Raw genomic sequence first — 18,900 nt, 5'->3', positions numbered from 1 at the left:
ACGGCGCGGGCGGTCTGATCCTACACCGTGACTGCGCCTTGCCTAGTGCAGTTTTGCACAGCTGCCCTGCAACCTGACAACCACTCGCACGAGATCGAGCCCGCCTTGCCTCGAACCGGGCGGCATGCTTGAAAGAGCCATGGCCTTCACCCTCCGCCAATTGCAGTATTTCGTCGCCGTCGCCGAGCAGGGATCGGTCACGCGTGCGGCCCAGAACCTCTCGATCTCCCAGTCCTCGGTGACCGAGGCAATCAAGGAACTGGAGGGCGATCTTGGCGTCGAACTCTTCGAGCGCCATCCGCGCGGCCTGACCATCACCTATAACGGCCACCAGTTCCTGCGCCACGCAACGAAGATCCTCGCTGACGTGTCGGACGCCCGCAACGTCTTCACCGAGACTCAGAACAGCACCGGCGGCACCCTCAATATCGGCGTCACCTCGCTCGTTGCCGGCTACGTGCTGTCGGACCTCCTCGCCCGCTATCGCCGCGCCTGCCCGGGTGTCGAGGTCTCGGCGATCGAGGACAATGGCTCCTATCTCGAACATCTCCTGATCGGCGGTGAACTCGATGTCGCCGTCATGGTCATCTCCAACCTGCGCGACCGCATGGCGCTGCAGGCCGAGATCCTGGAAACCTCGCCCTATCGCCTCTGGCTGCCCATTGGCCATCCGCTGGTCTCGGCCGATATCATCTCGATTGCCGATATCACCAAGGAACCGCTGATCATGCTGACGGTTGACGAAATCGAGGAGAACACCGGCAAGCTCCTGTCGGCGCTGGGCGCCCGCCCCCATGTCGCCTTCCGCACCCGCTCGGTGGAGGCTGTCCGCAGCCTCGTCGCCACCGGCGCCGGCGTGGCGCTGCTCCCCGACCTCGTCTACCGCCCCTGGTCGCTGGAAGGCGACCGTATCGAAAGCCGCGATGTGTCAGGCGCGCTGCCTGTTGTGCAGGTCGGCATGGTTTGGCGCAAGGGCTCGAGCCTGCCGCAGTCGGCACGGGATTTCGTGGGGATCGCCGAGGCGAGCCGGAGTGGGCGGGTGAGGTAACTTCTCCCTAGCTACATGGCATCGAGTGAGGCTCCCCTCATCCCCCAGCCGGGACCTTCTCCCCGCAGGCGGGGAGAAGGCGGACACGGCGGCCCCATCGGCCTTCTCCCCGTTCGCGGGGAGAAGGTGGCGGCAGCTAAGGCGCAACTCGTTGCGCCGGGGATGAGGGGCAAAAACCAACAAGCACCTCACGACTCCCCATCGGAAAAACCGATACCGCCATTCTGACGAATGAATTTGCGAATGCGGTAAAATCGCGGCAACTTTTTCTCCGGGAACAATAAGGGGCACGCAAAGCGGCCTCACAACCGGGAGACCTCGCGATGAAATCTCTTCTGAAGTCTTGCACTGTCCTTGCCTCCGTCCTCAGTCTGACCACGGCCGCCGTTGCCCAGGAGCCGCTGAAGGAGCTGGGTCCGGGCGAAGGCGCGCTGTCCATCGTCGCCTGGGCCGGCTATATCGAGCGCGGCGAAACCGACAAGAATTTCGACTGGGTCACCGAATTCGAAAAGAAGACCGGCTGCATGGTCTCGGTGAAGACCGCCGCCACCTCGGATGAAATGGTGGCCCTTATGAACGAAGGCGGCTTCGACCTTGTCACCGCTTCAGGCGATGCGTCGCTGCGCCTCGTCGCGGGCAAGCGCGTCCAGCCGATCAACACGGCGTTGATCCCCTCCTGGAGCACCATCGACGAGCGCCTGCAGAACGCTCCCTGGCACACCAAGGACGGCGTCCATTACGGCACGCCTTACGTCTGGGGCCCGAACGTCCTAATGTACAACACCAAGGCCTTCGGCGACAAAGCGCCCGACAGCTGGAACGTCGTCTTCGAAGAGATGACGCTTGCCGACGGCAAGTCCAACAAGGGCCGCGTCCAGGCCTATGACGGCCCGATCCATGTGGCCGACGCCGCCAACTACCTGATGTTCCACAAGCCCGAACTCGGCATCAAGGACCCCTTCGAGCTGAACGAAGATCAGTACAAGGCAGCCCTGGACCTGCTGCGCGGCCAGCGCCAGCTCGTCAGCCGGTACTGGCACGATGCCTTCATCCAGATCGACGACTTCAAGAACGAAGGCGTGGTCGCCTCAGGCTCCTGGCCCTTCCAGGTCAACCTCCTGAAGGCCGACCAGCCGGTCGCTTCGGTTTTCCCGAAGGAAGGCGTCACCGGCTGGGCCGACACCACCATGCTGCATGCCGACAGCGAACACCCGAACTGCGCCTATATGTGGATGGAACATTCGCTCTCGCCCAAGGTCCAGGGTGACGTCTCCGCCTGGTTCGGCACGGTTCCCTCCGTTCCCGCCGCCTGCAAGGGCAATGCGCTGCTCGGCGACGAAGGCTGCAAAACCAACGGCTACGAGAACTTCGACAAGATCAAGTTCTGGAAGACCCCGGTTTCGAAATGCGAAAGCCAGGGCGAATGCGTCCCCTACCACCGCTGGGTCTCCGACTACATCGGCGTGATCGGCGGACGTTGATCTCCCACCTCCCCCTTGAGGGGGGAGGTCGCGCGGAACGCGCGGGTGGGGGTGATTTCTAAACGACACTCTGGTGGTCACCCCACCCCGGACCTTCGTTCCGACCCTCCCCCTCAAGGGGAGGGTGTAGACCTCCGCTGGCCTTCTGTCGGCACCCTACTGAAATCCTGGAGTCCCCATGACCGCAGCCGTCTCCTTCTCGAAGGTCTCGCGCCATTTCGGCAGCGTGAAAGCCGTCGATGCCGTCGACCTGACCGTCGAGCCAGGTGAATTCTTCGCCATGCTCGGGCCCTCCGGCTCCGGCAAGACGACCTGCCTGCGTCTGATCGCCGGCTTCGAACAGCCGACGTCTGGCCATATCGAGATCTTCGGCGAGACGGCCGAGGGCGTGCCGCCCTATCGCCGCAACGTCAACACGGTCTTCCAGGACTATGCCCTCTTCCCGCACCTGAACATTCTCGACAACGTCGCCTATGGCCTGATGGTCAAGGGCGTCACCAAGTCCGAACGCCACCGCGAGGCCGAGAAGGCCCTGGAGATGGTGAAACTCCCCGGCTACGGCACCCGCAAGCCCGGTCAGCTCTCCGGCGGCCAGCGGCAGCGCGTGGCGCTCGCCCGTGCACTGGTGAACAAGCCCAAGGTTCTGCTGCTCGACGAGCCGCTCGGCGCACTCGACCTGAAACTGCGCGAACAGATGCAGGAGGAGTTGAAGAGCCTGCAACGTTCGCTCGGCATCACCTTTGTCTTCGTCACCCATGACCAGGGCGAAGCGCTCTCTATGGCCGACCGCGTCGCTGTCTTCAATGACGGCAAGATCGTCCAGGCCGGAACACCGCACGAGATCTACAACCGCCCGCGCACCCGCTTCGTCGCCGATTTCGTCGGCTCCTCGAATGTGATTGCGCCCGAAGCGATGAAGGCGCTCGGCGGAGAATCCCGCTGGACGAGCCTGCGCCCCGAAGCGATCCGCATCGTCTCGGAAGGCGGTGTCGAGGCGACCGTGCGATCGACCAGCTTCCTCGGCGCCTCGACCAAGCTCTTCGTCGAAACGGCGGTGACGGCCCTCACCGTCTCACTGCCCGCTGGCCAGTCCGCGCCTCAAGCCGGCGAAAGCATCCGCATCGCCTGGTCGCCCTCCGACCTGCATTATATGGAGGAGGCCGCATGACGGCGATCTCCGCACCCGCCATCACCCCTGGCCGTCAGGGCCTGATGGGGCGGCTCTCGGATCTGTTCTGGCGGCGTCCCAACCTGCTGCTGGTTCTGATGCTGGTGCCGCCCCTGCTCTGGCTCGGCATCATCTATGTCGGTTCTCTGATCGCTTTGCTCATGCAGAGCTTCTTCTCGATCGATCAATTTTCCGGCCTGATCAATTACGAGTTCACGCTCGCGACCTATGGCGAACTGCTCCGCCCGGCCAATTTCGACATCATCCTGCGCACGCTGCTGATGTCGGCGGCTGTCACGCTGGCATCCGCCGTCATCGCCTTCCCGATCGCCTATTATGCCGCGCGCTACGCCAAGGGTCGCTGGAAGGCTGTCTTCTATCTCGGCATCATGCTGCCGCTCTGGTCGAGCTATCTCGTCAAAGTCTATGCCTGGAAGCTGATCCTCGCCAAGGAAGGCATCCTCACCTGGCTCTTCGCGAAACTGCATCTGACCTGGCTGCTCGACGGCATCCTCGCCATCCCCGTGATCGGCGGCAATTCCCTGTCGATCAGCTATCTCGGCACTTTCATCGTCTTCGTCTATGTCTGGCTGCCCTTCATGATCCTGCCGATCCAGGCAGCGCTGGAGCGCGTGCCCGGCAATCTGATCGAAGCCTCGGGCGATCTCGGTGCCGATAGCCGCCAGACCTTCCGCCATGTGCTCTTTCCCTTGGCGCTCCCCGGCATCGTCGCCGGCTCGATCTTCACTTTCTCGCTGACCATGGGCGATTACATCATCCCGCAGATCGTCGGCACCTCGCGCCTCTTCATCGGCCAGGCGGTCTATGCCCAGCAGGGAACCGCCGGCAACATCCCGCTTGCTGCCGCCTTCTCGGTCGTGCCGATCGTCATCATGGGGATCTATCTCACGATCGCCAAACGCATGGGGGCCTTCGATGCGCTCTGACCGCTCCCAGTCATCAGGCCTGTCCTTGAAGATCGCCGCCGGCGCGGGCCTCGCCTTCCTGCACCTGCCGATCCTGCTGATCTTCGTCTATGCCTTCACCACGGAGGAAAAGACCTTCCAGTGGCCGCCGCCGGGCTTCACCACCAAATGGTTCGCCGTCGCCTGGAACCGTCCGGACATCTGGGAAGCGCTCACACTCTCGGTCAAGGTCGCAAGCATCGCAACGGTCATCGCGCTCGTGCTCGGCACACTCGCAGCCGCCGCCGTCGCCCGCACCAAGTTCTTTGGTCGCGAAGTGATCTCGCTGCTCGTGATCCTGCCGATCGCGCTGCCCGGCATCATCACCGGCATTGCGCTGCGCTCGGCCTTTTCGCTCGCGGATATCCCCTTCTCCTTCTGGACGATCATCCTCGGCCACGCCACCTTCTGCGTCGTCGTCGTCTACAACAACGCCGTCGCCCGCTTCCGCCGCACCTCCGGCTCCTTGATCGAGGCCTCGATGGATCTCGGCGCTGACGGCTTCCAGACCTTCCGCCATGTGATCCTGCCGAACATCGCGACAGCCCTTCTCGCCGGCGGCATGCTCGCCTTTGCGCTCTCCTTCGACGAGGTCATCGTCACCACGTTTACCGCCGGCCAGCAATCGACCCTGCCGATCTGGATGCTCGAAGAACTGATCCGCCCACGCCAGCGCCCGGTCACCAACGTGGTCGCCGTGGTCGTGGTCATCGTCACTTTCCTGCCGATCCTGGCAGCCTATTATCTGACCCGCGATACCGACCAGATCGCAGGCAACGGCAAATGATAAACCACCGAATCCGTGCGGCCGCGGCCGCCGGTCTCGCAATTGAAGTCTGATGAAAGGGAGAACGACATGGACACCCAGATGCTGATCGGCGCCAAGTTCGAAGCCGGCACAGAGACGGACGAAAAGATCCTGAACCCGAAGACCGGCGACGTCATCATCGATCTCCCCGAAGCCTCGCTCGCCCAGGTCGAAGCGGCTGTCGACGCCGCCGAAGGCGCCTTCGTCTCCTGGTCGCAGACGACCCCCGGCCAGCGCGCCGGCTATCTGCTCGCGATCGCCGATGCGATCGAGAAGGATGCCGCCGCTTTCGCAGCGCTTGAAAGCCTCAACTGCGGCAAGCCGATCAACGCCGTGCTCAACGATGAAATTCCGGCCATCGTTGACTGCTATCGCTTCTTCGCCGGTGCGATCCGCACGCTGCAGGCCCCCGTCTCGGGCGAATACCTCCCGGGCTTCACCTCCATGATCCGCCGCGATGCCGTCGGCGTCATCGGCTCGATCGCGCCCTGGAACTATCCGCTGATGATGATGGCCTGGAAGCTCGCACCGGCGCTTGCCGGCGGCAACACCATCGTCTTCAAGCCCTCCGAGCAGACGCCGCTGACGGCACTCAAGCTCGCCAAGGTCATGGCCGACATCCTGCCGGAAGGTGTGGTCAACGTCGTGCTCGGCCGCGGCGAAAGCGTCGGCAATGCGCTGATCAACCACCCGAAGATCGCAATGGTCTCCATCACCGGCGATATCGCAACGGGTAAGAAGGTGCTGACGGCGGCTGCCAAGACCGTGAAGCGCACCCATCTCGAACTTGGCGGCAAGGCCCCGGTCATCGTGCATGACGATGCCGATATCGACGCCGTCGTCTCGGCGATTCGCACCTTCGGCTATTACAATGCCGGCCAGGACTGCACCGCCGCCTGCCGCATCTATGCGAGCGACAAGATCTATGACCGCTTCGTCGCCGATCTCGCCAGCGCCGTGTCGACCATCAAGTTCAACCAGGCCGACGACGCCGAAAACGAGATCGGTCCGCTGATCTCCAAGCGCCAGCGCGACCGCGTCGAAAGCTTTGTCACCCGCGCGGCCGAACACAAGCACATGGAAGTCGTGACCGGCGGCAAGCTCGGCTCCGACAAGGGCTTCTTCTACACCCCGACCGTCATTGCCGGCGCAACGCAGGACGACGAGATCGTCCGGCGCGAAGTCTTCGGTCCGGTCGTTTCCGTCACCCGCTTCACGGAAGCCGAACAGGCCGTCGCCTGGGCCAATGACAGCGACTACGGCCTTGCCTCCTCCGTCTGGACCAAGGACATCTCCCGCGCCATGCAGACCGCCGCCAAGCTGCGTTACGGCTGCACCTGGATCAACACCCACTTCATGCTCTGCAACGAGATGCCCCATGGCGGCATGAAGCAGTCCGGCTATGGCAAAGACATGTCGCTCTACGCGCTGGAAGACTACACCGCCGTCCGCCACGTGATGATCGCGCACTGACTTCGCGGGGCCTGCGGGGCGCGAAGGGTGGGATATCCGATAAGGAATCCTGCCCTTCGACGGCGCGTTTACCCTGACCGACCAAACCGGTGGCACCGCGGCGCTCTCCTCCGTATCATCGGGCGGAATCAGGAGAGCGACATGCGCGGCGAGCTGAACGAGACCGGATACAGGCACCAGAAGACCGTCACGGCGATGGCGGTCGTTCTGTTCGCGGCCACGCTTCTTGCCACCTCATCGATGGCACAAGAGCCTCAGGTGATCCCTGCCCCGGACATCGACGGCGGCGGGTTGATGCTGGACAGCTATCTCTGGCACGTCCGCGGCCTGCCCCCTGGCCAACGCCTCCCGGTCTATTCCGGTGCAGGGCCTACTTTCCGCATCATCCATGCGCTCGAAGAGGGAACGCCGATCGAGCGGCTCTCCTGCAAGGACAGCCGTGGCGGCTACTGGTGCCGCGTCGCGACCGTTGATCTCCCACGCATCTCTGGCTGGGTGGATGGCCGCTTCCTGCTCGAAGAACCCGGCTTTGCCCCACCCGACGACATCCGCAATCCAAAATACGAGCCGGATATCCTGATCGATCCCTTCGCCCGACCAAGACGGCCCTGAGGCGCAGCTCGCATCCCTCGGGGATCAGATCTCCTGATAGGCCGCGAGGACAGCTGCGAGCTGGTAATCGTTCATGGCCTGGACCTGCGGCGTCGTCAGGGCGAGAAGCTGGGAGGTGCTGAGATCACCTATGTCATCCGTCGACAGTCCGGCAATTGCCCCGGTACCGATGGCTGCGATGTCAGCAGTGGAGAAGAGCTGCAGATCCGCACTCTCCAGGGCGCGGATCGCAGCCGAGCCGAGGGCGGCAACCTGTGCCGGGGTCAGGGCCTCGATCTGTGCCGTGGTCATGGCGACAAGCTGCTCAGTCGAGAGCGCACCGATGACCCGCGAGTTGAGCGCTGCGACCTGATCCGTGTTCAAGGCGACGATGCTGTCGGTGGAGAGGGTGCGAATCTGTGTCGAGGACAGAGCGGCAAACTGACCACTGGAGAGGCCTGCGACCTGGCTCGATGTCAGCGCCCGCACCTGTGCCGTTGTCAGAGCGCTCAGCTGTGCGGAAGTCAACGCGGCGAGCTGGGCGCTGTCGAGAGCGGCAATGTTTGCCGTCGACAATCCGGCGATCGCACGCGCATTGATGGCAGCGATGTCGCTCGGGTCGAGCACATCGATATCGTCTGTCGTCAGTCCGGCCACGGCCGCACTGGACAGCAGCGCCAGCAAGGCTGTCGTCAGAGACCCGATCTGCTCGGAAGACAGGGCCTGGATCTGGGTGGAGCTGAGGCCTGCGAAGGCACGGCTGTTGATCGCCGCAACCTGACTGGTGGAGAGCGAGGCGAATGTATCCGTCGAAAGCGCCCGCAGTTGAGTGCTGCTGAGGGCAGCGATGGCGGCCGTCGTCAGACCATCGAATTGATCGCTGCTCAGGCCGCCGATCTGCGCCGTTGTCAGCGCGGCCGCCTGGGCGGAGGTGAGACCGGCGAGTTGGGCCGTGTCGAGGGTCGCGAAGGAGGACGGGGCGATGGAGGCGATGGTGCGCGTGCTCAACACGCCGAGTTCCGACGAGGAAAGCGTATCGAGCTGGGCGCTAGCCAAAGGCGCGCTGCCCAGCGCCGAAAGCTGCGCGGTGGAAAGAGCCGCAAATTCGGCGCTGCCGATGGCGGACCACAGGGTACTGCCAAGGTCTCCAATGGCGCGCGTGCTCAGCGATTGCATCTGCGCCGTGGACAGAGAGCCGAATTGCTCCGACGTCAGCGACCGAAGCTGGGTGCTGGTGAGCCCGGCAATGGCGCCCGTCGAGAGGAAATCGATCTGTGCGCTGGTGAGACTGTCGATTTGCGCTGTCGTCAGCGCCGCGGCCTGAGTGCCCGTGAGGCTCGAGATCTGCTCGGAAGTGAAGGACGCGATGCTACTGGTGGAGAGCGCTGCAATCACCCGAGAGGGCAGAGCGGCAATCTCGGACGAGGTCAATGTGCTGATGGCGCCGGTCGTCAGGGCGCGGATCGCCGACGAACTCAGCGCGCTGAGCTGCACGGTCGTCAAGGCATCGAAGGTTGCCGTGTTCAAGGCGGAAACCTGCTGGGATGTCAGCGCGCCGATTGACCTTGTGCTGATGGCCCCGATCTGCGCGCTATCGAGCAGAGCGAGTGCCGCGGTCGAAAGTGCAGCAACCTGGCTGGACGAGAGCATGGCAATCTGGCTCGTCGTCAAGGCACTCAGCTGGGCGCTGCTCAGAGAACCGATGATGGCGGTTGAAAGCGCGACTACCTGGGCCGAGCTGAGCGCAACCAACTGACCGGAGGTCAGGCTGGCAAAGGCGCTGGTCGAGAGGCCGGCGAGAGACCGGGCATTCAGCGCAGCAATGTCGGCGGAATCGAAGGTCGAGAGATCATCCGAGCCGAGTGCGGCGACGGAGGTCGAAGACAGGGCCGCAATCTGCGCGCTCGACAGCGCCGCGATCTGAGCCGACGTCATGGCCGCGACCTGCGCGGAATTCAGGGCTGCCACGGCGCGTGTGCTCATCGCCCCGATCAGGGCTGTCGACAGATTGCCGATGACAGCCGATGAAATTCCGGGCACGGCGGCTGGGCTGATGGCCGCGAACTCGGATGTGGAGAAGGTAGAAAGGTCGCCCGAGGAGAGTGCTGCAAGGTCACTGGAAGAGAGAGCCGCAATCTGTGTCGATGTCAGCGCCTCGATCTGATCGCTGGTCATTGCATCGAGCTGGGCACTGGTCAGAGCACCAACAGTCCGGCTGCTCAAGGCCGCGATCTGGGCGGTGGACAGCGTGGTGATGTTGGCGCTGCCCAAGGCGACGATCTGAGCCGACGTGAGTGCTGCCACCTGGGTCGTGGTGAGGCCGTCAAGCTGCGCGCTGGTAAGCGCTGCGATCTGCGTCGTCGTCAGGCCGGCCACCTGACCGGAAGAAAGAGCCGCCAGCTGCGTGGAAAGCAGGGTCGCGATCTGCACGGTCGACAGCGCCTGAAGGGCGCGCGTGTTCAGGGCCGCGAATTCGGTCGAGGAGAAATTCGCCAGATCGTCCGTCCCGAGCCCGGCCACGCCGGTCGAAGACAAGGCGGCAATCTGCAAGGTCGAAAGCGCCGCGACCTGCGCACTGTCGAGCGCCGCGATGGTGGCTGAGCCGAGCGTGGCGATCACACGGGTCGAAAGACCGCTGATCTGATCGGTGCTGAGCGACAGCAAAGTGCCGGAGCTCAGGGCGTTCACCTGAGCGCCAGACAGACCTGCCAGTTGAGCAGAGCTAAAGCCGTCGACCTGCTCGGAGGTCAAAGAAGCGATCTGCGCCGTGGTGAGTGCCGCGAGCTTGCTGGAACTGAGCGCGGTGAGCTGGGCGGATGTCAGCGAGCCGAAGACATCAAGCGAAAGCCCGGTCAGCGCCCGTGTCGCAATGGCGGCAACATCATCGGCCGAGAGCACGTCGATATCTTCAGTACCGAGCCCCTTGATCGCGGTGGACGTCAACGCTGCCAGTTGGACACTCGTCAAGGCGTCGACTTGCTGCGTCGACAGGGCGGCAACCTGCGTGGAAGAGAGAGCAGCAACGGCACCGCTCCTCAGTCCGATGATCTGATCGGTTCCCAGGGACGCGAGCTTGTCGGCGGCAAGCACCGAGATCTGTCGCGACGTCAGGCCCGAGAGCTGCAGCGAGGAGAGGCCGTCGATCTGGCTGGTGCTGAGATTGGCGATGACAGCGGTGGAGAGAGAGGCGATCTGCGCCGAAGTCAGGCCAGAGAGCTGGCTGCTGGTGAAGGCTGCAAAGTTGGCTGAGGAGAGGCCTGCCAGCGCACGGGTAGACAGCGCTGCCAGCTCGGCGGAGGTGAGCGTCGCGATATCATCCGTCCCAAGGCCGGCGAGCGCCAGGCTTGTCAGTGCGCTCAACTGCGATGTTGACAGGGCGTCGAACTGGTCTGCGGAAAGCGCTGCGACCTGAACGGAGGACAGCGCACCAAGCTGGCGGCTATCCAGCCCGATCATCTTGGCACTGTCGATGACGGCAAGCTGATCAATGGTGAGGCCACGCACCGCTGCGGCCGAGACGGCCCGCAGCTGGCTGGATGAAAAGCCATCGAAATCATCGGTCTGAAAGGCGGAAATCTGCTTCGATGACAGCGCGGCGATCTGGGCCGAGCTCAGCGCGCCCACATCTTCGCTGGTGAACGACGCAATCGTCGACGTTGCCAGCGTCCTGATCTGATTGATGCTCATCGAAGGAATGATCGTAGCCATCAACGCCTGCCCTAAAAACCAATGGATCGAAAAAGCACTGCGACCAGCGACAGGCTCGCATCTCCTTTCGAAGCACGCGAAACCTTAAAGACGCCTGCCGGGCACGCGCAGAAGAGCGAGCGACGACAGACAGTTGCGGACGCAATTTCAGTGAAACATGGCTGGATTAGAGCCTGAAAGCGGAGAACGCTTCATGCAGCAGGTTCGATCCCTGCCTCCCCACCATGACAATGACCCTGGTCGGCTGACCCGAACCTTACGCCGCGAATCCAGAGCGGATTCGCATACGCGTCATGGCTGCGATATGAATTAGAAATTAACCTTTCGTCAATGATTAAGGCAGCGCTTTTGCAGCCTATGGTCGATTATTTAACCGACACAAGCAGTTGATCGGAGGCAGTGGATTGGCAGAGACCAGCTTTATGCCTCCTCTCGCCCCTCTCCCGGCCGATCCCGCTCGTACCGCTCCTCCGTCGGAAACGCGGGAAGCCAGCTCTCCCGCCGGATGGTCCAGAGTTCGTATGTTGGTTGGAACACGTTGACGTCGTCGAGGGCGCCGAGATGAAGCTCGAGTTCGGCCCCGCTGCGGTTGAAGACACGAGAGCCGCATGTGGCACAGAAACAGCGGCCGTCATACATCTGAGGCTCACCGGAAACCCGGACCTGTGTTTCCGGATAGATCGCCGCGGCGAAGAACAGCGCGCCGTGATACTTGCGGCAGTCGAGGCAATGGCAGATGCCGACGCGGTCGGGCTCGCCCTCCGCTTCGAACCGCACCTTGCCGCAAGCGCAGCCACCCGCAATAATCGCCATATCCGCTCTCTCTTCCGGTCCTCATCCATTGATCGACAATAAGAAATGGCCGCAGCTTGCGCCACGGCCATCTCCAAACTCGGATCTGAGGGATCGGTTGCCTGATCAGGCAGCAAGCGCCTTGGCGATCTGGCCGCGCAGTGTGTCCATATCCTTGGCGAATCCGCGAATGCCCTCGGCGAGCTTTTCGGTCGCCATAGCGTCCTGGTTCATCGCCCAGCGGAAGGCTTTCTCGTCGAGCGAGACATGCGGCTCGGCCTTGACGGTGTCGGGCGAAAGCGCGCGGGCAAGCGTGCCTTGATCTGTATTCAACTCGTCGAGCAGCTGCGGGCTGATGGTCAGACGGTCGCAACCGGCCAGCGCTTCGATTTCACCGGCGTTGCGGAAGGACGCACCCATGACGATCGTGCCGATGCCGTTCGCCTTGTAGTAATTGTAGATCGAGCGGACCGAGACGACGCCCGGATCGGTCTCGGCAGTATAGTCCTGACCGGTCGACTTCTTGTACCAGTCGAGGATGCGGCCGACGAAGGGCGAGATGAGGAAGACCTTGGCCTCGGCGCAGGCAATCGCCTGGGCCTTGGAAAAGAGCAGCGTCAGATTGCAGTCGATGCCTTCCTTCTGCAGGATTTCGGCGGCGCGAATGCCTTCCCAGGTCGAGGCGAGCTTGATCAGGATGCGATCCTTCTCGATGCCGCGCTCCTTGTAGCCTGCAATGATCTGGTGCGCCTTCTCGACCGATGCCTTCGTGTCGAAGGAGAGATCCGCATCGACTTCGGTCGATACACGGCCCGGAACGAGTTCGGCCAGAGCTGCACCGACGGAGATCGCCATACGGTCGGCGATCGCACCGATCACGGCATCGTCCTGTCCGCCCTTGGCCTTGCCCCAGCTGATCGCCTCCTGGAAGGCTTCCTGGAAAGCATCGGTGCCGAGCGCCTTCAAGACGATCGACGGATTGGTGGTGCAATCGACCGGCTTCAGGCGGCGGACGGCCTCGATATCGCCGGTGTCGGCGACCACGGTCGTCATGGAACGAAGCTGTTCGAGTTTCGAGGTCATCAGGTCATCCTTCGGCTGCGCGAAAAGGGGTTGCGACCGCTGGCGGACCACCGGCCTTGTCGCCCGGACTATCACCGTCTGATCATGGCGAAGTCAAGACATTTGTCCTTTGAATTTGACATAAGTACCAACCAAACCGATAGTGCGGGCTGGAAGTTCCGAAATCGAGAAGAAACTTGGCAAAGCTCCGACGCGACACCCATTCAAGCCATTCGGACGCTGGCGCGCTCCGCGTCCGCGCCGCCTGGCTCTATTACAACGAGGGCCTGACGCAGAAGGATGTGGCGGACAGGCTCGGCATCAGCCGGTCGACCGTCATCCGCATGCTGGAAGAAGCGCGCAAGCGCGCGGAGGTGCAGATCTGGATCAGCGACGGCGTTGCCGATTGCGTCGATCTCGCGCTTCGCCTGGAAAAAGCCTATGGCCTGGACGAGGCCGTGGTTGTGCCCTCACCGGATGCCCAGGATGCTGCCGCAATCGCCAAGGCGGTGGGGCTGGCGCTCGGCCAGTTCTTGACCGAAGTGATCACCAACGACATGACCATCGGCGTCGGCTGGGGCCGGACCATGACGGCCTCGCTCGCCGGTTTCCGGCCGCCGAACCGCGAAAACTGCAAGGTCGTCTCCCTGCTCGGCGGCATCGTCGCCGTGCGCCAGACCAATCCGATCGACTATACCTGGCGGCTGGCAAGCCAGCTCGGCGCGGAATGCTATATGTTCCTGGCACCACTTCTCGTGGACAGTGTGGCGACAAAACGCGCGCTGATCGAAGACTGCGGGCTGAAAGCGATCTACGACCTCGCCGAGAACCTCGATCTCGCCATCGTCTCCTGCGGCGATATCGGCCCGCATTCCACCTCGCTCTCGGAAGGCTTCATCAGCCACCAGACGCTGACGGAACTGGTCGACGCCGGCTGTGTCTGCGACACCATGTTCAACTTCCTTGATGAGGAAGGCCGCTCCGTCGCCCACCCGATCAACGAGCGGGTAATGTCGGTCGATCTCGACACGCTGAAGAAGGCCAAACACATCGTACTCTCCTCCGGCGGTGCACACCGCGCGAGAGCCATCCGCGCGACGATCAGGCGGATCGGGTGTAACACGCTGATCACGGATGAAGCCGCAGCGCGGGAACTGCTGGGGCTGGCGGGCTAGAGCTGCTCGGGCCAGGCGCGCGCGCCATGCTGCACGAAGAGCACTTCGACGTGATCATCTCGCACCCGGTAAGCGACGATATATCCGAGATCAGCGAGAACGAGTTCGCGCGTCCCTTCAATTTCGCCACGGCGTCCCAGAAAAGCATTCTGCGTCAGAAGCCGCAGCGTTCGCCCGTGGATTGACCGTACGATCCGCGCGGCAGCAGCCGGGTTTCGTTCAACGAGGTAATCACCGATGGCCGCGAGTTCCTGCAGATAACGCCGCGTCCAGACGATACGCATAGCTTCAAGGAGCGTCGTATCTGTTCAACACGGCCTCGATGTCGGCATCATCAGCGAAATCACCGCGATCGGCCTGGGCCAGCCCTTCCAGCACACCCGCCACCCATTGCTCTTGCCAGGCGAGCGAGCGTCCCTGGGCAAGCGCATCCTCCACGATCTGATCGCGGGACAGATTGCTCCGCTCGACCAGACTGTCGATCCGCCGGCTGATGTCTTCAGGGAGTTGAACCGTGTTGCGCATGCGCCATCATCTCACAGCTCGGCCATTTCCGGAAGCGCCCCCCTCAGGCCTTCCCCGCTTCCCAGCCCAGCATGGCCCGCTTGCGCGTCAGCCCCCAGTGATAGCCCGTCAGCGCCCCGCTCTTGCCGAGCGCCCGGTGGCAGGGAACCACGAACGAGATCGGGTTGCGGCCGACGGCGGCTCCCACGGCGCGGCTGGCGGTGGGCTGGCCGATCTTGCAGGCAATATCGGAATAGGTCACGGCGCGGCCGAGCGGGATGGCAAGCAGGCTCTCCCAGACCCGGATCTGGAAATCCGAGCCGATCAGCACGACCCGCAGTGGCTCGTCCGCCGACCAGCGCTCGGGATGAAAGACGCGCGCCGCATAGAGCGCGGTGGCCTCGACATCCTCCACATAAAGCGCGTTCGGCCAACGCTGCGTCATGTCCTCGAAACACGCAATCTCCCCACCCGGATCAGCGAAGGCGAGCCCCGCCAGTCCGCGGTCGGTGATCATGACCAGCGCCAGACCGAAAGGCGACGGGTGATAGCCGTAGCGGATGGTCAGGCCCGCCCCGCGTGCCTTCCATTCCCCCGGGCTCATCGCCTCGTGCGTCACAAAGAGGTCATGCAGTCGCCCCGGCCCGGACAATCCGAGCTCGAGCGACGTCTCCAGGAGCGGCAATTCCTCTCGCCCGAGCAACCGCTTGGCGTGATCGAGCGTGACAGCCTGCAGGAAGGCTTTCGGTGAAAGCCCTGCCCATCGCGTAAAGGTCTTCTGCAACTGTGTCGGCGACTGGCCGAGCCGCTCGGCGATCAGTTCCAGCGACGGCTGGCTCTGATAGTCGAGCGTCAGCATCTCGATCACCTGCCGCACGGTCTCGTAGTCGGAGCCGTCGGGCGTGATATCCGTAGTGCGCGAAAGATCGATCTGTTGGGCGAGCGTCATGGCGAAATCCTCATTTCGTCAGGACTTCACCACGACACGAGGCCGGATACCACCCGTTTCTTGCCTGCCATGAGAGAGGTCAGATCCGCTGCTTCGCCGTGGCGAGGGCGCCTTTGAAGGCCTTGGCGAAACTTTCGCGGTCGTCGGGATTGAGGAAGGAGCCGACATCCGTCTGCCGACCCTCGCCGGCAACGCCCATGGCGGTGATGCCGAATTCCTCATGCCGCTGCACGAAGAAGCGCGCCCAGAGTGTCTTGAACCTGTGCTCGGTCATCCGGCCGGCCGGCGTGAATTTCCGGATGGAGAGGCTGGTGCGCGAAACGGTCACCTCTTCCCGCACCCGTGCGGCGCGGTAGTTCAGCCAGAAGGCACCGTAGAGCAGGAGAAAGTCGAGGCCGAAAAACAGGCCGATCGGCCAGGCGCCGGTTGCCATGAAGAAGATCGCATGGACAAAGCAGACCGTCCCGGTGATGGCAAAGAGAATGCGATAGCCCTTGCGGCCAAGCGACCGGTAAGGCGTCAGTTCCGCTGCGAAAATCGGCTGGTCTGCCGCCTGCTCGAGATTGCCTTCCATCACCGCGCCCGACTATAGGTTTTTCATGACTGAAGCGAAGCCGAAATCCAGCACCCAAACTTTGAAAAAGTCAAATCCGGGGACCCGTCGCAAGCCGGCGACACGCCGTCGCACGGCTTATTCCAAGGCCGAACTGGAAGAGATCTTCCGCCGCTTCTCGATCCAGAGACCGGAGCCCAAAGGCGAGCTGGAACATGTCAATCCGTTCACGCTGGTCGTCGCCGTGGCGCTCTCTGCCCAGGCAACCGATGCGGGGGTAAATAAGGCCACGCGCGCCCTCTTCAAGGTGGCCGACACGCCGGAAAAGATGCTGGCGCTCGGAGAAGAGAAGGTCCGCGATTACATCAAGACGATCGGGCTCTACCGGAACAAGGCGAAGAACGTCATCGCCCTTTCCCAGAAGCTTGTCGATGACTTCGGCAGCGAAGTGCCCCGAACCCGCGAGGAACTGGTGACGCTGCCCGGCGTCGGGAGAAAGACCGCCAATGTCGTGATGTCCATGGCCTTCGGCATCCCCACAATGGCCGTCGACACGCATATCCTGAGGATCGGCAACCGCATCAAGCTCGCACCCGGCAAGACGCCGGATGAGATCGAGGATATCCTGATGCGGATCATCCCCGAGCAATATCTCTTCCACGCCCATCACTGGCTGATCCTGCACGGACGCTACTGCTGCAAGGCAAGGCGTCCCGAATGCGAACGCTGCGTGATCGCCGATATCTGCAAGTCGCCGGAAAAGACTTGCAACATCCCGGCGCCGCTCGTCGAACTGCCGCCGCAGATCTTCAACGCGAGCGAGGAATGAGTCCGTCGATCAGTCGCGCGATGGCAGCCTCGTAGAGACTGGGGTTGCCCCCACGCTCGATCTCGAGAACTGCACGGTCGAAGGCGGAGGATAGCAGGGTTGTCAGCGCGCGAACCTCATCCGCAGATACCGCCGCTCCGAGATAGTCTGAAACACCCTCACGCAGCCGATCCTCGCCATTGTCCCGGTCGATCTCGGCCGTACGTTCGACACCCAGCACAGCCGGCGCTTCCAGCAGCATCAGGCGCGCACGGCCCTCCACTGCCATCGCCGCGAGATAGGCTGATGCCCCCGAGATCAGCGCATCTCTCGGCGTCGCGGCCGATGCAGCGCCGCGATCGATGTCGGATGCGACCGCCATCGCTTCCCGTTCGATCACCGCCCTGAACAGGGCCTTCTTGTCCTCGAAATGATGATAGAGCGCACCGCGTGTAACACCCGCCGCGGCCACGATGTCCGGCGTTGCCGTATCGGCGTATCCCTTCTCGACGAAGAGCTGTCTCGCCGCCGATATCAGCGCCAAACGTGTCGCCTCTGTCCCTTCTTTGCTATTACGCGCCACCACCACCTCTTTACATACAATCAGAATGTATGTTAGTCACCAAGATACATTCAGACTGTACGTTAAATTAGCGTGGAGGGAAAGAGATGAGGACAACGAGCTATTACCCCGTCATCATGGCCGACAATGTCAAAGCGACGACGGCCTTCTATCGACGCCATTTCCATTTCGAACCGCTCTTCACCGCCGAATGGTATGTCCATCTGCAGTCGACCGAAGACGAGAAGGTGACGCTCGCAATTCTCGACGGTCGCCATGAAACAGTCCCATTGGGATACCGCGGAAAGGTCTCCGGCCTGCTCCTGAACTTCGAGGTGGAGGACGTGGACACTATTTATGACAGGCTGAAGCAGGCCGGTCTGCCGATCCTTCTCGACCTCAGGGACGAGGATTTTGGCCAGCGGCATTTCATCACGGCCGACCCCAATGGCGTCCTGATCGACGTGATCAAGCCGATCCCGCCGAGCGCCGAATTTGCCGCGCGGTATGAGGCCTCAGCTCTGCCGCAATGACGTCGACGGATCCCGCGCCGTCAGTGCCTTGTGCAAGTGCACCATCAGGCCGGCTGCAAAGAGCGGCGTCAGCAGGTTGACGATCGGCACGGCGAGGAAGAGGGCGATGACGAGGCCCGCCATGAACACGGTGCCCGAATGGCGCGAGCGCAGCAGCTTCGCCTCTTCCGCGCTCCTGAAGCGCATGGCGGCGAATTCGAAGAATTCTCGACCCAGCAGATAACCGTTCACCAGGAAGAAGGCGATGATGTTGATGCCGGGAATGAAGAGCAGCATCAGCGCAATCAGGTTGCCGACAATCACGACGCCGAAGAACTTGATCGAGGCAATGATCGCCTCGCCCATCGGCATGGCCTTCCCCGGCGGATCATGCGGATAATCCCGCTTCTCCACCACTTCGGCCACATCATCGAGGAAGAGACCCGCAATGATTGCCGTCACGGGCGAGAGGAGAAGCGCCAGACCCAGCGCAAGCCCGATGCTGGCGAGGATCCCGAAGATGAAGGTCAACCAGCCAGCCCAGTCCGGCAGTTCCGGGATGAAGCCCTGCAGCAGCGGCATGATGAAGGCGATGAAGCTTTCGCGCAGGCCGAACCACAAGCCGATCAGGACCAGGATCGTCAGGCCCAGCGTCTTCCAGAAGACGGTGCGCGTCTCCGGGGCAAACAGGTTGCGCAGCGACTTGGCGGCGGCGTCGAAAATCATCGGTGTCTCCTACAT

At 62.7% G+C, this 18,900-nt stretch carries 19 protein-coding genes; 10 read left to right on the top strand and 9 right to left on the bottom strand.

What is annotated here, in order from left to right:
- Nucleotides 1-139: 139 nt before the first annotated feature.
- From FAA86_RS01565 to FAA86_RS01535, 7 genes are all read left to right on the top strand, one after another.
- Nucleotides 140-1,048, top strand: a complete 909-nt coding sequence (locus FAA86_RS01565) for a LysR family transcriptional regulator (protein ID WP_136538057.1) — start codon at nt 140-142, stop codon at nt 1,046-1,048.
- A 323-nt stretch (nt 1,049-1,371) separates the two neighbouring features.
- On the top strand, nt 1,372-2,529 hold the full coding sequence (locus FAA86_RS01560) for an ABC transporter substrate-binding protein (protein ID WP_136538056.1): 1,158 nt from the start codon (nt 1,372-1,374) through the stop codon (nt 2,527-2,529).
- A 178-nt stretch (nt 2,530-2,707) separates the two neighbouring features.
- The gene (locus FAA86_RS01555) at nt 2,708-3,697 is read left to right on the top strand and encodes an ABC transporter ATP-binding protein (RefSeq protein ID WP_136538055.1); all 990 of its coding nucleotides are present in this window, start codon (nt 2,708-2,710) and stop codon (nt 3,695-3,697) included.
- The gene (locus tag FAA86_RS01550) at nt 3,694-4,644 is read left to right on the top strand and encodes an ABC transporter permease (RefSeq protein WP_136538054.1); all 951 of its coding nucleotides are present in this window, start codon (nt 3,694-3,696) and stop codon (nt 4,642-4,644) included. Before FAA86_RS01555 ends, FAA86_RS01550 begins: the two co-directional genes overlap by 4 nt.
- Nucleotides 4,634-5,449, top strand: coding sequence for an ABC transporter permease (locus tag FAA86_RS01545; protein WP_136538053.1), 816 nt, complete (start codon nt 4,634-4,636; stop codon nt 5,447-5,449). Before FAA86_RS01550 ends, FAA86_RS01545 begins: the two co-directional genes overlap by 11 nt.
- A 69-nt stretch (nt 5,450-5,518) precedes the next feature.
- A complete protein-coding gene (locus FAA86_RS01540) occupies nt 5,519-6,943 on the top strand; it encodes a gamma-aminobutyraldehyde dehydrogenase (protein ID WP_136538052.1) in 1,425 nt (474 codons plus the stop codon).
- A gap of 141 nt (nt 6,944-7,084) precedes the next feature.
- A complete protein-coding gene (locus FAA86_RS01535; protein WP_136538051.1) occupies nt 7,085-7,555 on the top strand; it encodes an SH3 domain-containing protein in 471 nt (156 codons plus the stop codon).
- A 24-nt stretch (nt 7,556-7,579) separates the two neighbouring features.
- On the opposite strand, the gene FAA86_RS01530 is transcribed toward FAA86_RS01535, so the two are convergent.
- The 3 genes from FAA86_RS01530 to tal form a co-directional block, all read right to left on the bottom strand.
- A complete protein-coding gene (locus FAA86_RS01530; protein ID WP_136538050.1) occupies nt 7,580-11,242 on the bottom strand; it encodes a beta strand repeat-containing protein in 3,663 nt (1,220 codons plus the stop codon).
- Between the two features lie 420 nt (nt 11,243-11,662).
- A complete protein-coding gene (locus FAA86_RS01525; protein WP_136538049.1) occupies nt 11,663-12,055 on the bottom strand; it encodes a GFA family protein in 393 nt (130 codons plus the stop codon).
- A 105-nt stretch (nt 12,056-12,160) separates the two neighbouring features.
- On the bottom strand, nt 12,161-13,117 hold the full coding sequence (gene tal, locus FAA86_RS01520; protein ID WP_136538048.1) for a transaldolase: 957 nt from the start codon (nt 13,115-13,117) through the stop codon (nt 12,161-12,163).
- Between the two features lie 176 nt (nt 13,118-13,293).
- Here tal and FAA86_RS01515 point away from each other — a divergent pair, with 176 nt between their 5' ends.
- Complete coding sequence (locus tag FAA86_RS01515) at nt 13,294-14,271, top strand: sugar-binding transcriptional regulator (RefSeq protein WP_136538047.1); 978 nt, start codon at nt 13,294-13,296, stop codon at nt 14,269-14,271.
- Here the strand turns inward: FAA86_RS01515 and FAA86_RS01510 are convergent.
- From FAA86_RS01510 to FAA86_RS01495, 4 genes are all read right to left on the bottom strand, one after another.
- Nucleotides 14,268-14,555 carry a type II toxin-antitoxin system RelE/ParE family toxin gene (locus FAA86_RS01510; RefSeq protein ID WP_136538046.1) on the bottom strand — a complete coding sequence of 96 codons (288 nt, stop codon included), beginning with the start codon at nt 14,553-14,555 and terminating at the stop codon, nt 14,268-14,270. The genes FAA86_RS01515 and FAA86_RS01510 overlap by 4 nt on opposite strands.
- Nucleotides 14,556-14,559: 4 nt before the next feature.
- Nucleotides 14,560-14,796, bottom strand: a complete 237-nt coding sequence (locus FAA86_RS01505; protein ID WP_136538045.1) for a CopG family ribbon-helix-helix protein — start codon at nt 14,794-14,796, stop codon at nt 14,560-14,562.
- Nucleotides 14,797-14,839: 43 nt separating this feature from the next.
- On the bottom strand, nt 14,840-15,724 hold the full coding sequence (locus FAA86_RS01500; protein ID WP_136538044.1) for a methylated-DNA--[protein]-cysteine S-methyltransferase: 885 nt from the start codon (nt 15,722-15,724) through the stop codon (nt 14,840-14,842).
- A 79-nt stretch (nt 15,725-15,803) separates the two neighbouring features.
- A complete protein-coding gene (locus FAA86_RS01495) occupies nt 15,804-16,298 on the bottom strand; it encodes a DUF2244 domain-containing protein (RefSeq protein WP_136538043.1) in 495 nt (164 codons plus the stop codon).
- Between the two features lie 25 nt (nt 16,299-16,323).
- Here FAA86_RS01495 and nth point away from each other — a divergent pair, with 25 nt between their 5' ends.
- Nucleotides 16,324-17,106: an endonuclease III gene (gene nth / locus FAA86_RS01490; protein ID WP_136538042.1), complete on the top strand. Its 783-nt coding sequence runs from the start codon at nt 16,324-16,326 to the stop codon at nt 17,104-17,106.
- Here nth and FAA86_RS01485 read toward each other — a convergent pair.
- Nucleotides 17,087-17,668: a TetR/AcrR family transcriptional regulator gene (locus FAA86_RS01485; protein ID WP_136538041.1), complete on the bottom strand. Its 582-nt coding sequence runs from the start codon at nt 17,666-17,668 to the stop codon at nt 17,087-17,089. The two genes, nth and FAA86_RS01485, sit on opposite strands and share 20 nt — an antisense overlap.
- Nucleotides 17,669-17,754: 86 nt before the next feature.
- On the opposite strand from FAA86_RS01485, the gene FAA86_RS01480 reads away from it, so the two are divergent.
- Nucleotides 17,755-18,180: a VOC family protein gene (locus tag FAA86_RS01480; protein WP_136538040.1), complete on the top strand. Its 426-nt coding sequence runs from the start codon at nt 17,755-17,757 to the stop codon at nt 18,178-18,180.
- On the opposite strand, the gene FAA86_RS01475 is transcribed toward FAA86_RS01480, so the two are convergent.
- Nucleotides 18,163-18,885: a sulfate transporter family protein gene (locus FAA86_RS01475; protein WP_136538039.1), complete on the bottom strand. Its 723-nt coding sequence runs from the start codon at nt 18,883-18,885 to the stop codon at nt 18,163-18,165. The genes FAA86_RS01480 and FAA86_RS01475 overlap by 18 nt on opposite strands.
- Between the last annotated feature and the right edge of the window lie 15 nt (nt 18,886-18,900).

Source organism: Rhizobium rosettiformans W3 (genome assembly GCF_004912135.1).
Taxonomy (GTDB): domain Bacteria; phylum Pseudomonadota; class Alphaproteobacteria; order Rhizobiales; family Rhizobiaceae; genus Allorhizobium; species Allorhizobium rosettiformans.
This window is presented reverse-complemented; position numbering and strand designations above follow the sequence as displayed.